Raw genomic sequence first — 13,837 nt, 5'->3', positions numbered from 1 at the left:
TCCTACTTTTTGTCATTCATTCTTAGTCCTTGGACAAAAACGTTGACATTTTTAACAGACATAGCTGTTTGCTTTTCAACATTGTATTTAACTTTTTCAATAATATTGTCACAAACAACTGAAATTTTTACTCCAAACTCTAATACAACGTATAAAGATATATCAACGTGTTGTCCGTCTGTACTTACCTTTACGCCCTTAGATAAATTTTCCATATTAAGTAAATTGTAAAAACCGTCTTTTGCATCAATTGCACTCATACCTACTATGCCATAGCTTTCCATGGCAGATAGTCCTGCTATCTTAGCGATAACATTGTCAGCAATATTAATAGTTCCTAAATCATTAGTATATTGACAAGGCATAAATCTCCCTCCATTCAATTAATAAATTTATTTTCTCATTTAGTTTTAATTATTTGTGTCCATAATTAATTATATTATATCATTAAATAGCTTTTTTTTAAAGATATATATGCAAATTTTATCTTTTTTTGACATTTTATTTAAAATTTTTTTGTTTTTTATAAAAAAAGCTTGATTTTTGTAATGAACTTTGCTATAATTAAGTAGTTAAAGCTTGAGAGGAGGTAAGAAAATGGGAAAAGTTTGCGATATATGTGGTAAAGGTAAAATTGCCGGTAATAAAGTATCTCACTCTTTAAGACACTCAAGAAGAACTTGGAAGCCAAACTTAAGAAGAGTTAGAGCAAACGTTAACGGAACTGTAAAAAGAATAAATGTTTGTACTAGATGCCTTAGATCAGGCAAGGTGCAAAGAGCCGAATAAAAATTGCAGACTTACTGCAATTTTTTTTGCTCAATACATAAAATACCGATGCATATCAAATTTATGCATCGGTATTTTTTATTTGTGTTTTTTATTTAATTATATGAACAATGTTATGAATAAAAATGCTCTGTTCTTATGTGCTGTGATTAATGCGTGATCACCCATCGCCTTGTTGCTCATAAGTAATGAACTAGATCTTGAAACAGTTTCGTGATCAAGCTCCCACTTAGCTGATTTTATTGATACAGTAAATTCTTCATCAACTGGTACCATTGAGAATGATGTAACATCGATTCTGTTTACAACTTTAATCTCGTCACCTTCGTTAAGTACTTTTACTGCTTGGTCGCCACCATAAACAGTTATATTTAAATCTTTACTATAAGCTAAAACATTATTTAATACTGTCATTGTATGATCTTCTCTTCCGCCCATAGCACAGTAAATATCAACAGTTTTTATCTCGCACTTTTCTTTAACATATTCTAAGGCAAGTTCAAAATCAGTCTTATCCTTATCTTCATTGTAATCTACATGTGTTATATTACTTGTTTCTATATATCCTTTTGCATCGTCATTAACGCTATCATAATCACCTATGAATAAATCTGCATCCATATCATATTTAACTAAATGGTTCAAACCTCCATCAACAGCTATAACAAAGGCATAATTTCTTATGCTTCCTGTTAAAAAACAATCAATTGGTCCATTTAATACTATCGCTACTTTATTTATCATCTCTTAATCCTCCTATATTCTTTTCTATTTCCGAATTTTTAAATGCTGCTGAGCCAGCAACAAATAAATCTACTCCTAAATCTTCTAATTCTTTAATATTATCCTTGTTGACTCCTCCATCGACCTCTAATATAATATCTCTGCCGCTATCATCAATCATCTTTCTCACTCTTTTAATCTTTTCATTAACAGCTTCGATGTATGATTGGCCGCCAAATCCTGGATTAACTGACATAATCAGTATTAAATCAAGGTCATCCATAATGTACTTAAGTGTTTCTTCACTTGTCGATGGGTTTAGTGAAACGCCAGCCTTCATTCCTAATCTTCTGATTTCGGCAAGTGTTCTTTGTAAATGTATAGTCGCCTCTTGATGCACTGTTAATATGTCTGCTCCGGCATTTTTAAAATCTTCCAAATATCTTTCAGGTTTTTCAATCATTAAGTGGCAGTCAAGAATAAAATCTGTATTTTTTCTTACTGATTTAATGATTGGCAGACCAAAAGATATGTTTGGAACGAAGTTTCCATCCATAACATCAAGATGCAAATACTTAATGCCTGATTTCTTAAGTCTTTCTAAATCATCTTGCAAATTATAAAAGTTTGCTGACAATAATGATGGTGCTATCTCTCTCAAGTCAATACCTCCTCTTTGCTTTTATTTCTTCATACATTAGTAGATAATCTTTATACCTAATGTGAGAAATATTTTCTTCTTCTAATTGTTTTTTTATCTCACAATCTGGTTCATTGATATGTGCACACGATGCAAACCTGCATTTGTTCTTATACTTATTAAACTCTCTTATATAATTTTTTAACTCATCTTCCTCTTGCAAAAAGTCAAGTTCAAGTGATGTAAAACCTGGCGTATCTATGATGCTTGTCGCCTCATCGATTGAATATAACTGCACAGACCTTGTTGTTTGCTTGCCCTTATTAAGTTTCATTGATATCTCTTGTGTTTTAATCAGCTTATTTTTATTGAGATAATTCATAATTGATGATTTGCCAACACCAGATGGCCCCGATAAAACAGAAGTTTGTCCTTTTATTTCCTCTAACACCTTGTGGATGGATTCATCATCATATATGCTTGTTTCAAAAACATCGTAGCCAATATTTTTATACATATTATATATAAGCTCATCAATTTTGATATCTTTTTTGTTTATTATAATTATAGGCCTAATGTGATTATACTCAGCCATGACTAAAAATTTATCAAGCAAGAGTAAATTTATACTCGGTGTTGATATAGTCATGACTATTAGTAAATTATCAACGTTTGCTACAATTGGCCTTATAAGCTCATTTTTTCTCTCTTCAATGCTTTCTATTAAATAAGAGCCATCTTTTTCTACAAAGTTTGCAATATCGCCTACAAGTGGCTTCATTTTAAGTTTTTTAAAGCTTCCTAACTGCTTTGCCTCATAGACATTTTCCTCACTTTCGATAAAGAAAACGCCAGAGATAGATTTAATTATCTTACCCTTCATTATTTAGCTTGTTTTGTTGTTATATAAGTGTCGTTCTTATAAATATCGAAGGTATCTCCTTCTTTTGCATTATACTTAAATCTCACTTGACCGTCTTCTCTGCTAACCATTTGATCATAGACAGTTTCTTTAACTCCGTTAGAGTTTTTAATTATAGTGAAGTGTGTTTGATCAAGGTCTGGATCAGCTTGAAGAACTATGTCTATAACAATTACTGCATTTTCTTTTGGCTTTTTATCTTCTTCTTTTGTTTTTTCATTTGTATCATTGTTTTCTGTATTTTCTTCTTCTGCTGGCTTTTCTATTCTGCCTTTAGATACTACAAGCGAAATAACTTCATCTTTTTGTACAGTTGAGCCTGATGTTACTGATTGTTCTGTAACAATGTCTTTATCATAATCTTCGCTGTCTTTGCTTGTTATTTTATATTTTAATCCTAAATCTGTTATTTCTTTTATAACTTCATCTTTATTTCTGCCTACAAAGTCAGGAACTTCGATGGCATTAGAATCGCCTTTACTAACAACAACCTTTATCAAGCTATTCTTATCGGCTACAGAGCCTTCGCTTGGCTCTTGTCTAATTATAGTGCCTTCTTCATGCTCGCTGTCTTCTTCATAGCTTGGTTCTGCTAATTTTAAACCATATTTATAAAGAATGCTTTCTGCATCAAGGATTGTTTCTCCAACTACATTTGGTACTTCAACACTATCTTCTGATTCGGATATAGTTAATGATACCTTAAAGTCTTTTTTAACTTTAAAATCTGCTTCTGGATCTTGTTTTGTAACAATATTTGCCTTGCCATCAGTTTTTTCTTTGGCAACAACTTCATAAGTAAGTCCAAGTTTTTCAAGTTTTGATTTAGCTGTATCTAAATCGTCGCCCACAACATTTGGTACTGCTACTTCATCTGAGCCGCCTCCGCTTAAAGCGCCCTTTAAGTAATTATATCCAAAGAATAGTCCAGCAACTAGTACTAGAGCTGTTATTATTCCTAAGAAAACGCCTACTAAGCCATTTTCTTTTTTTCTTCTGCGGCGATTTCTGTTTGATTGTCTCATTTCAGAAATATTTTCCTCCTTATTTCTTTTAATCTTTTCATTTTTTTCTTCTCTAATTATATCTTCTTGTTTTAAAACGACTGTTTCGTCATTCCAGTTATCATTTTGCTTGTTATAATTAAAGCTGCCTTCATCATCTAAGTATAAAAAGTCCGATAAGATGTCGTCAACGCTTTGATATCTTTCACTTTGTTTTTTTCTTGTACACTTAAGTATTATTTGTTCAAGATTTTTATTCATATTTGGAATATACTCAGACGGCGGAATTATATCATCTTGTATTTGTTTCATCGCTACTGAGATCGGATTGTCCCCATCATAAGGCTTCTTTCCCGTTAGCATCTCATATAAAACTATACCAAATGAATATATATCAGTTTTATTATCAGTATAGCCGCCTCTAGCTTGCTCAGGCGATATATAATGAACTGAGCCAAGAACATCTGATGTTGTTGTAACCGTTGTTGATGTTGATGCCCTCGCTATACCAAAATCAGTTACTTTAACTGTGCCTTGCTTAGTAATCATAATATTATGTGGTTTTATATCTCTATGAACAACATTATGATCATGAGCATCCTTTAAGGCTCTAAGTATTTGTATTGAGTAATCAATTGCATCATCTTCAGAAAGTTTTCCCTTGCTATCGATTATATCCTTTAATGTAGTTCCGTCTATATATTCCATAACTATATAATAAATACTTTCTTCATCGATTTTATCTGTACCTACATCGTAGATGCCAACTATATTTTGACTCGATAATGATGCAGCTGCCTTTGATTCTCTATTAAACTTCTTTATAAATTCTTCGTCGCTTGCATATTCAGGTCTTAAAATTTTTATAGCAACATATCTATCTAAAACTCTACATCTGGCTTTGTAAACAGTTGCCATGCCTCCATCGCCAATTTTTTCTAATATTTCATATCGATCTGATAAAAGTTTTCCTATCATTTTATCCATTTTCTCACCCCTAAGCTTTTATAGTTATTATAGTAACATTATCTCTTCCGCCCATAAGTATAGCTCTATCCTTTAATTCTTCAGCTACCTTTTGCATTGAGATGTTCTTATTCTTCTCTACTATTGCTAGTATTGAATTATCTTCAACCTCTTTATTTAGTCCGTCTGTACATAGAAGCACTATGTCATCACTTCTGTGAATAAACTTGTAAGTGTCAATGACAACAGTCTTCTCTGTTCCTAAAGCTCTGGTCAAAGCGTTTTTGTTATCTATATTTTTAACATTAAAAATCTTGCTTCCAGCCCTTTTTATTAGCTCGTTACCAAAGGTATGATCCTCTGTTAGCTGAGCTATTTCGTGCTCTCTTATAAGATAGGCTCTTGAGTCGCCTACATGAGCTATAAGGCATGTGTTTTTATAATAGGCGCAGACCAAAACTGTTGTGCCCATGCCCTCACACTCTTTATTAAACTTTGAATATTTGTAAATGGAATTGTTTGCGCTTACAATGCTAGTTCTTATAGCGTCTTCAACATCGTCTATACAAACCGCATCATTTTTATTCTTTAAAACATCGGCAATGGTATCGACCGCCATCTTGCTAGCTAATTCACCTGCCTTGTGTCCACCAACTCCATCTGCAATTACAAAGAATGGGAATGGATAATCATCGTAGATAAAAAAGTTATCTTCATTATTGCTTCTAGTTTTGCCTTTATCTGATACATAACCAAGATTCACATAGACCACCTCCTATTGTTCAAGATAATTATTTCTAAGCTGTCCACACGAAGCGTTTATATCCGCTCCTAACTCGCGCCTAATAGTTACGTTAAAACCAAAATCTTCTAAATATTTTTTAAATTTATTAATATTTTCAGAAGTGCTTGGCTCTTCGTCGTACTCTTTAATCTTATTAAGCGGAATTAAATTAATGTGTGACTTAATATCTTTTAATAAATTTTTTATATCTAAAGCAGATTGATAAGAGTCATTAAGTCCATCGATTAAAACGTATTCAAAGGATATCCTTTTATTGATTTTTGCCTGATACTCTTTAAGAGCTGGTATAAGCTCATCAAAAGGATACTTCCTTGTAATCGGCATAATCTTTTTTCTCTCTTCTTCGTCTGCATTATGTAATGATATCGTTAGTGTTATTGGATAATCGTATTCGGCTAATTTTAAAATCTTATCGGCAAGACCACACGTTGATATAGTTATATTTCTCTTCGATAGATTCTTACCCTCTTTAGCACTAATTAGTTCAATAAATCTTATAAGTTCGTCAAAATTATCAAGTGCTTCGCCACTACCCATTAATACAATGTTTGATACATTTATATCGTTTAGTCTTTCTATCTCGTATATCTCGTCAAGCATTTCCGATGCATAAAGGTTTCTTATTAAACCTTTCTTTGTTGAAGCACAAAAAGCGCATCCCATCCTACAGCCAACCTGTGTTGATATGCAGACCGTGTAGCCATATTTATACTTCATCAAAACGCTTTCAATCACATTCTCATCATGAAGTTCAAAAAGATATTTCTTTGTTTCGTCAAGTTTTGATTTTAGTTCTAAAACTTTTTTTACTCCATATATCTCAGAGCTATTATTTATTTTATCTTTTAAATCTTGTGAGAATGTAGTGAGTTTATCTAGATTTTTTATCTTTTGCTTATGAATAGCTTCAAATAGCTGCTTTGCTCTAAATTTTTTCTCGCCAAGATCTAAAAAATATGTCTCAAGCTCTGAAATATACATATTGTTAATAATGTTATTCAAATTATTCCTTCCTTAGATATGAAATGAAAAAGCCATCGTTAATCTTTTCTGTTGGCATGTGTTTAATAAATTTTTCCAAATTAAAATCATTGTTTTCTTCAAGAAATTTTTTCATCATAATTTCGTTCTCTAGCTTAAGTATACTGCAAGTACTGTATACAAGTAGGCCGCCTTTTTTAACATATTCCTTGGAAATATTTAATATTTTCCACTGCTTATCGTTAAGCTCTTTTAACTCTTTTAAATCGATTTGATATTTTATCTCAGGCTTTCTAGATATTATACCACTTCCTGAGCACGGTACATCTAACAATACTTTATCAAATTTATTAATAAATTCTTTATTTAATTTCATGGCATCATTGATCTGAAAATTAATATTATCAAGTCCAAGTCTATTTGCTTCGTTCTTCAGTAGATTTATCTTGTGCTCATATATATCACAGCTTGTGATTGAGCCAATTTCAAGTTTTTCAGCCATGTGCATGGATTTTCCGCCAGGTGCTGCACATAAATCAAGCACTATATCGCCATGATTAAGCTCTATATAATCTTGAAGGCTAGAGCTAGTCGCGTCTTGAAAAGAAACATATCCTTGCTTAAATAAACTTTTTACAACATCGTTCACTTTATCATAAATGATAAGACTATCAATAGATATCTCACTTTCTTCATACTTAATATTAAATTTATCAAGAACTGCTTTGATGCTATCCTTAGTAGTCTTCTTTGTGTTTACTCTAAGATTAAGAAGCCTTTCATCCATGGACCTCTTTAAAAAATTATTTACAGTTTCTTTATCATAGTCATTTTTTAAAAGCTCTAAAAATTCTTCATTAATTGAATATTTTGTAGCTAATCGTTTAAATTCATAATCAATATCAACTTTCATCAAGTCATCTTTATTTCTTAAAAAATTTCTAAGATTAGCGTTAACAAATCCAGAAAGCCTTTTATTAACAATCTTAGCAAGCTTTACTGCCTCATTGACTGCGGCGCTCTCAGGCACTTTGTCCATGTATATGATTTGATATAGAGCCATTTCTAAAATAATGACTATGTCTATATCCATCTTACTTAGTTTTGTCGACGATAGCTTTGAGATGATGTAATCAAGATAGTTTTTTCTCTCAACAACGCCATAAACAAGCTTTGTTACGAAGGATTTAGATACTTCGCTGTCAATCTTATTTAGCTCAGTTCTTAGGCTTATGTTTGAGTATGCTCCGCTTGCAAAAATATCTTTTAATATCAAAAAGCTTCTGTATCTATCGTTAATCTTAGTCATCTCTTCTCCTCATTGAAAGTAGTCTTAGTAGTTCACTTAGTGCCGCAAAAGCTGATGCAACGTATGTTAGAGCCGCTGCCTTTAAAACTTTTTTAGAACCATATATAGTCTCATCGTTTACTCCCGGCATTGATCTTATCTCGTTTAAAGCTCTTCTTGATGCATTAAACTCAACTGGTAGTGTCACTAGTGTAAATAAAACTATGACTGCATATAAAATTATACCTATATCAAATAATCTAGTAAAATCAAAAAATAATCCTGCTAGTATCAAATACATTGCTAAGCTGCTTGAAATTCTTACAGCCGGTGCCATGAAGCTTCTTAAGTTTAGCATTGGATAGCTCTCTTTATCTTGAATTGCATGTCCTACCTCATGAGCTGCAACTGCAATTGAAGCGATGGATGTGCCAGCGGATATATCTCTTGACAAAGAAAGACTTTTATCTCTCGGATCATAAAAATCACTCAAAGTGCCTGGCACTTCTTTTATATTTACATTTCTAAGTCCATGCTTATCAAGTATCGCTCTAGCGACCTCTGAACCGCTTTTACCGAGCGAACTAAGTCTACCCATGTATTCTCTATATACAGCCTGTATCTTATATTGAGCGAATAAGCTTAGTAGCATAGCTGGAATTATATATATAAAATATGAGCTTATATAATTATGATATCTTCCAGTAAGCATTAAAAAATTTATCATTATCTTTCTCCTAACCTTTCACCTATCTCAATCTTATTTCCTCTTATATAATCAGAAACCTTCATTCTCTTTTTATTTGGCATTTGTACTTCACTTATGATGATGGCATCGTCCTTGCACTTAATCAAAATGCCATCTTCATTAACATTTAGTATAGTACCTATCTTTTTATCACTAGTATCTTTAACTATGGCTGCCGAGAATATCTTCATATTCTCACCCTTATAAGTAGTGAAGGCAACTGGCCATGGCTGCATAGCCCTAATTATATGCTCAGTTTTTGAAGCACTTTCACTAAAATCGATAAAAGCGTCCTCTTTTTTAATCATTCTAACATAAGAGCTCTTTGAATCATCTTGTGGAGTGCCTTCATCAAGCGTATCAAGACCAGCTAAATACTCTACTATCATCTCAGCGCCTAAATTAGATAGCTTCATAGTAAGTGTATCTGCTGTATCGTCATCTGCTATAGCTATCTCTCTTGTCATCAGCATGTTTCCTGTATCAAGGCCCTTTGACATCTTCATAAGAGTGATGCCTGTTACTTTGTCTTCGTTAATGATGGCTGCTTGAACAGGCGCCGCTCCTCTATATTTTGGTAAGAGTGATGCGTGTATATTTATTGCATGATACTTCTTCATATAAAGTATTTCTTCTTTAATAATTTGGCCATAAGAAGCAACAACGATGACATCAGCATCAGTATTTTTAATTTTTTCTATTGATTCATGACTATTGACGTCCTCTGGCTGAAAAACTTCTATGTCATTCTCAAGAGCATAAGTTTTTAGCTCTGAGTAAGTGATTTGCATCTTTCTACCGCGTCTTCTGTCTGGCTGAGTTATTAGCAAGGTGATTTCAAAGCCGTGATCTTTTAAAGCCTTTAAGGGAGCTAAGCTAAATAACGGCGTTCCCATGTAGATGAGTTTCATTATTTAGCCTCTGCCATCTTATGTTCTTTATCTAATTTTGCCTTAAGCTCGTCATTTGTGAACATTTCTTTTGCTTTGTCCGTATATAAAATACCCTTCAAATGATCTGTCTCGTGGCATATAACTCTTGTTAAGAATCCTTCAGTCTCAAGCTCATGTTCTTTTCCTTCAAGGTCTTGGTACTTAAGCTTAAGCTTTTCTGGTCTTTCAACCACACCAGAGTAACCTGGAACTGATAGACATCCCTCGTAATCATCGCAGCTACCAGATGTTTCGATTATATCTGGATTTACAAAAACCATCGGTCCTTCGCCTATGTCTATGACTATCATTTGCTTAAGTATACCTACTTGTACTGCAGCAAGACCAACGCCTTCTGCATGATTCATTGTCTCTATCATATCATCTGCTAATTCTTTAAGTTTATCATCAAAAACCTTAACTAGTTTTGATTGTTTTCTAAGTATTTCATCTTGATCGTGTCTAATATTTCTAAGTGCCATCTTTACCTCCTATAAAAAATTTTTTGGATTTATATAAATGTTATAATTTACTTTTTTGTTCTTTGCAAATTTGCTTCTGTATAAAATGAAGCGAATATAATCTTTTATCTCTTTTGAATAAGTGTTCGTGTATTTTAAAATTATTTGATATCTATAGCTAGCGTTAATTTTTTCAATCGCGCATTGCATTAGCTTTGAGACATTGCATCTGATGCCATTATTATTCAAATATCTCTCGATATCGCTTCTTAAGTAATCCATCTCAGCTTGAACGATGTTTTTATCAAGACTAGTACCAACGATGTATATCATATTGATAAATGGCGGATACAAAAATTCTTTTCTTAAAGCAATCTCATTTCTATAAAAAGCCTCATAATTTCCCCTCATCGCATAGCTAATCGTCTCGTTATCGCTAGCGTAGCTTTGAAGAAGCACTCTGCCTTTTTCATCGCGACCAGCTCTGCCAGCAACTTGAGTGATTAAGTTATAAGTGTCTTCACTTGCCGAATAGCTTGGGAAATTTAAATTAGCATCGATTGATACGATGATCGCCGCATCAACATTTTTAAAGTCAAGCCCCTTGCTAATCATCTGAGTGCCAATAAGTATATCGACTGCTCCTGAGTTCATTTTTTTATATAAATTGATGTAGTCATCCTCTGTTTTGATTGTGTCGCTATCTGCTCTAAGTATTTTTGCTTCTGGAAAAGTTTTTCTAAGTAGTTCCTCGACCTTCTCTATACCATAACCAGCAAAGCTTAGGGCCTCTGCCCCGCATCTTGGGCAAGTCTTCGGAATATTTTTCACAAGACCACAGTAGTGACACTTAAGCTTATTTATGCCCTTGTGATAAGTCATACTCACGTCACAATTGTCACAAGTAAAGGTATAGCCGCACTTTTTACAAAATATTTCTTTGTTATAGCCGCGTCTATTTAAAAAAACTATGCTTTGCTTCTTTGCCTTAAGATTCTCATCAATAATTTCATAAAATCTTGATGATATTTGACTGATGTTTCCTCTTTGAAGCTCATCTATCATATTGACTAGCTCTATATCAGCTTCCTTTTGTCCTTTTGCCTTTTTATCAAGCTCAAGTAGCTCATATATGCCATGCTTAGCATTATAGTAAGACGATATCGATGGTGTAGCACTTGCTAGTAATAGCGTTGCTTCCTCGCTCATGCTTCTATAATAAGCTACTTCGTCTGTTTGATACTTTGGATTCATGTCTGATATGTAGCTTTGATCGTGCTCTTCGTCCATAATTATAAGTCCTAAGTTTCTGCACGGAGCAAATATCGCTGACCTTGCGCCTATAACTATGCTTGGTGAATTTGATTTTATATCCTCATACTCATCAAAGCGTTCTGATAAGCTTAGTTTTGAGTGAAGTACATGTACTTTTCTTTGAAAACGACCTATGAAGCGTCTAATAGTTTGTGGTGTAAGACTTATTTCAGGTACTAGTACTATAGCATCTTTACCCATTTGAAGACATTTTTCAACAAGATGTAGGTAAATTTCTGTCTTGCCCGATCCAGTCACGCCTCTTAATAAAAATTTTTCACCTAAATTATGCTCAATGGAGCGTTCCATGCGCATATAAACTTTTTCTTGATCTTTGTTAAGCTTAATCTTTTCATAAGAAGACACATCGTAGCCTCTTTTTCTTGATTCTTGAATAAAATCTTCTCTAACTAAGCCTTTTTTTATAAGAGTTTTTATAGGTGATGAAGATATATTAAGGCTAGTGATTATATTTTTTTCAAGAGCGATGCCATCATTCTCTCTTAAATAATCAAGTACAGCTCTTTGCTTTTCACTCGCTTTCTCATCATAAGTCACTAGGCTAATGTATTTTTCGTAATGCTCCTTAACTTTTTGCTTAATCTTATATTTTTCAATTAAAATATTTTCTTTAACGAGTTTATTAAAATCATTAAGCGTCATGATTTTAAGTAAATCTTCTTTTTTATATGCCTTGTCCTTTTCAAGTCCATGTGCATCGACATTAGCATAATAAAAAAGTTCTAGCTCCTTAATGCCTCCTGGCGGAAAAACAAGTCTAAGTGCATCATTATAAGTCGAGATGTATCTATTTCTAAGCCATAGAGCGAGTTCTATCATCTTCTCATCGATGATTGCCTTCTCATCAAGCACCTTGATTATGGATTTAATCTTTGCTTCATCTATGTCTACTTCATCACAAGTGTTTAAAACCACAGCGATGCTAGGCTTATTGGACCTGCCAAATGGAACTAAAACTCTAGTTCCAACGCTGATGGTTTCGTCAGTCTTATAAGTAAAAACTCTATCTAAAACTCTCGATTTTGTGTCAATAACAACTTGAGCAAACATTAATTTTTCTTTCTATCTTTTAATAGTACAGCTAGATTATCAAGAATTATATCAGCTAGCTCACTTTTTTTCATTAAATCAAATGATGTCGCATTTTTATTTTTATATACAAAACTTACTTTGTTCTCATCGCTCTTAAAGCCTGATCCCTTAAGTGTAATATCGTTAGCGACTATCATGTCAGCACCCTTAGATGAAAGTTTTTTCTTTGCGTTTGCGATAACATTTTCTGATTCAGCCGCAAAGCCTATCACGACTTTGTCATCTTTTTTATCTTTAAGCGACTTGATTATATCATCAGTCTTTTTTATTTTAATATCGTGATTGTCGCTATCATCTTTTTTAATCTTCTCTTCACTGTATTCTGCTGGAGTAAAATCAGCTGGAGCAGCCGCCATGATTAAGGCATCAGCGCTCTCAAACTCTTTGTTAACCGCTTCATACATATCCTTTGATGAGACAACATTAATAATATTGAATGGATCTTTTATATCAAGATCATTTGGTCCGATGATTAAAGTGACATTCGCTCCTCTATTATAAGCTTTTAAAGCGATTTGGTAACCCATCTTGCCTGTTGATCGGTTTGAGATATATCTAACAGGGTCTATCGCTTCTACTGTATGACCAGCTGTTACAAGTATTTTATACCTCTTAAGATCTTTTTCTGATAATAAATAGTCAATTCGATCAATTATTCTATCTGGATCTGGCATTTTGCCCTTGCCTACGTCTCCACAAGCAAGCAGTCCGCTGTCCGAATCAAGTATATCTATGCCTCTATCTTTAAGCGTTTGAATATTATCTTGTGTTGCCAAATTTTCAAGCATAGCTGTGTTCATGGCTGGAACAACAAGTTTTTTTGCCTTGCTTGCTAAAAATGCTAAAGTTACCATATCATCACAGATGCCGTTTGCAAGTTTGGCTATAGTATTAGCTGATGCAGGCGTCACAACAAAGATGTCTGCCCACTTAGCTATTTCTATGTGCATAGGTTTAGCCTCGTCATTAAAGACATCCGTATAAACATTATTTTTTGAAAGTATCTTAAACGTTTCGCTGCCAACAAATTTAACGGCATCCCTCGTCATAAGTACTCTTACGTTGTGTACTTTTGAAAGCTTAGATACAAGATCTGCCGCCTTGTAAGCTGCTATGCCGCCAGTAACACATACTACAATGTTTTTCTTCAT

At 33.3% G+C, this 13,837-nt stretch carries 14 protein-coding genes; 1 reads left to right on the top strand and 13 read right to left on the bottom strand.

Features of this window, described 5'->3' with window-relative positions:
• Positions 1-2 precede the first annotated feature (2 nt).
• Positions 3-365, bottom strand: coding sequence for an Asp23/Gls24 family envelope stress response protein (locus AC2UOP_RS00610; protein WP_019214673.1), 363 nt, complete (start codon positions 363-365; stop codon positions 3-5).
• 232 nt (positions 366-597) lie between these two features.
• Between AC2UOP_RS00610 and rpmB the strand changes: the two genes are divergently transcribed.
• Positions 598-789: a 50S ribosomal protein L28 gene (gene rpmB / locus AC2UOP_RS00605; protein ID WP_019214672.1), complete on the top strand. Its 192-nt coding sequence runs from the start codon at positions 598-600 to the stop codon at positions 787-789.
• Positions 790-888: 99 nt separating this feature from the next.
• On the opposite strand, the gene AC2UOP_RS00600 is transcribed toward rpmB, so the two are convergent.
• From AC2UOP_RS00600 to coaBC, 12 genes are read right to left on the bottom strand one after another with little or no spacing between them, the layout of a single operon-like run.
• Positions 889-1,533, bottom strand: coding sequence for a thiamine diphosphokinase (locus AC2UOP_RS00600; protein WP_484832296.1), 645 nt, complete (start codon positions 1,531-1,533; stop codon positions 889-891).
• Positions 1,523-2,173: a ribulose-phosphate 3-epimerase gene (rpe, locus tag AC2UOP_RS00595; RefSeq protein ID WP_480019310.1), complete on the bottom strand. Its 651-nt coding sequence runs from the start codon at positions 2,171-2,173 to the stop codon at positions 1,523-1,525. Before rpe ends, AC2UOP_RS00600 begins: the two co-directional genes overlap by 11 nt.
• A 1-nt stretch (position 2,174) precedes the next feature.
• Positions 2,175-3,035, bottom strand: coding sequence for a ribosome small subunit-dependent GTPase A (gene rsgA, locus AC2UOP_RS00590; protein ID WP_484832295.1), 861 nt, complete (start codon positions 3,033-3,035; stop codon positions 2,175-2,177).
• Positions 3,035-5,065, bottom strand: a complete 2,031-nt coding sequence (pknB, locus tag AC2UOP_RS00585; protein WP_484832294.1) for a Stk1 family PASTA domain-containing Ser/Thr kinase — start codon at positions 5,063-5,065, stop codon at positions 3,035-3,037. Before pknB ends, rsgA begins: the two co-directional genes overlap by 1 nt.
• Positions 5,066-5,075: 10 nt before the next feature.
• Positions 5,076-5,807, bottom strand: a complete 732-nt coding sequence (locus AC2UOP_RS00580; RefSeq protein WP_070598697.1) for a Stp1/IreP family PP2C-type Ser/Thr phosphatase — start codon at positions 5,805-5,807, stop codon at positions 5,076-5,078.
• A 12-nt stretch (positions 5,808-5,819) separates the two neighbouring features.
• A complete protein-coding gene (gene rlmN / locus AC2UOP_RS00575) occupies positions 5,820-6,851 on the bottom strand; it encodes a dual-specificity RNA methyltransferase RlmN (protein WP_484832293.1) in 1,032 nt (343 codons plus the stop codon).
• Position 6,852: 1 nt separating this feature from the next.
• Entirely contained in the window at positions 6,853-8,139 is a 1,287-nt protein-coding gene (rsmB, locus tag AC2UOP_RS00570; protein WP_484832292.1) for a 16S rRNA (cytosine(967)-C(5))-methyltransferase RsmB, read from the bottom strand.
• On the bottom strand, positions 8,132-8,845 hold the full coding sequence (locus AC2UOP_RS00565; protein ID WP_484832291.1) for a zinc metallopeptidase: 714 nt from the start codon (positions 8,843-8,845) through the stop codon (positions 8,132-8,134). Before AC2UOP_RS00565 ends, rsmB begins: the two co-directional genes overlap by 8 nt.
• Positions 8,845-9,777, bottom strand: a complete 933-nt coding sequence (gene fmt / locus AC2UOP_RS00560; RefSeq protein ID WP_484832290.1) for a methionyl-tRNA formyltransferase — start codon at positions 9,775-9,777, stop codon at positions 8,845-8,847. The genes AC2UOP_RS00565 and fmt overlap by 1 nt, the downstream gene beginning before the upstream one ends.
• Entirely contained in the window at positions 9,777-10,280 is a 504-nt protein-coding gene (gene def, locus AC2UOP_RS00555; protein ID WP_484832289.1) for a peptide deformylase, read from the bottom strand. Before def ends, fmt begins: the two co-directional genes overlap by 1 nt.
• Positions 10,281-10,289: 9 nt before the next feature.
• Positions 10,290-12,644: a replication restart helicase PriA gene (gene priA / locus AC2UOP_RS00550; RefSeq protein ID WP_484832288.1), complete on the bottom strand. Its 2,355-nt coding sequence runs from the start codon at positions 12,642-12,644 to the stop codon at positions 10,290-10,292.
• On the bottom strand, positions 12,644-13,837 hold the full coding sequence (coaBC, locus tag AC2UOP_RS00545; protein ID WP_484832287.1) for a bifunctional phosphopantothenoylcysteine decarboxylase/phosphopantothenate--cysteine ligase CoaBC: 1,194 nt from the start codon (positions 13,835-13,837) through the stop codon (positions 12,644-12,646). Before coaBC ends, priA begins: the two co-directional genes overlap by 1 nt.

The sequence above is a fragment of the Fenollaria sp. genome, from assembly GCF_057222035.1.
Note: the sequence above shows the minus strand (reverse complement) of the source record. Positions and strands in the feature narration are given on the sequence as shown.

Excerpts from the sequence above, each read along its gene's own strand:
- rsmB (WP_484832292.1), bottom strand. The coding sequence starts at position 8,139 with ATGACTAAGATTAACGATAGATACAGAAGCTTTTTGATATTAAAAGAT.
- rsgA (WP_484832295.1), bottom strand. The coding sequence starts at position 3,035 with ATGAAGGGTAAGATAATTAAATCTATCTCTGGCGTTTTCTTTATCGAA.
- coaBC (WP_484832287.1), bottom strand. The coding sequence starts at position 13,837 with ATGAAGAAAAACATTGTAGTATGTGTTACTGGCGGCATAGCAGCTTAC.
- priA (WP_484832288.1), bottom strand. The coding sequence starts at position 12,644 with ATGTTTGCTCAAGTTGTTATTGACACAAAATCGAGAGTTTTAGATAGA.
- AC2UOP_RS00600 (WP_484832296.1), bottom strand. The coding sequence starts at position 1,533 with ATGATAAATAAAGTAGCGATAGTATTAAATGGACCAATTGATTGTTTT.
- AC2UOP_RS00610 (WP_019214673.1), bottom strand. The coding sequence starts at position 365 with ATGCCTTGTCAATATACTAATGATTTAGGAACTATTAATATTGCTGAC.
- pknB (WP_484832294.1), bottom strand. The coding sequence starts at position 5,065 with ATGGATAAAATGATAGGAAAACTTTTATCAGATCGATATGAAATATTA.
- def (WP_484832289.1), bottom strand. The coding sequence starts at position 10,280 with ATGGCACTTAGAAATATTAGACACGATCAAGATGAAATACTTAGAAAA.
- fmt (WP_484832290.1), bottom strand. The coding sequence starts at position 9,777 with ATGAAACTCATCTACATGGGAACGCCGTTATTTAGCTTAGCTCCCTTA.
- rpmB (WP_019214672.1), top strand. The coding sequence starts at position 598 with ATGGGAAAAGTTTGCGATATATGTGGTAAAGGTAAAATTGCCGGTAAT.
- AC2UOP_RS00565 (WP_484832291.1), bottom strand. The coding sequence starts at position 8,845 with ATGATAAATTTTTTAATGCTTACTGGAAGATATCATAATTATATAAGC.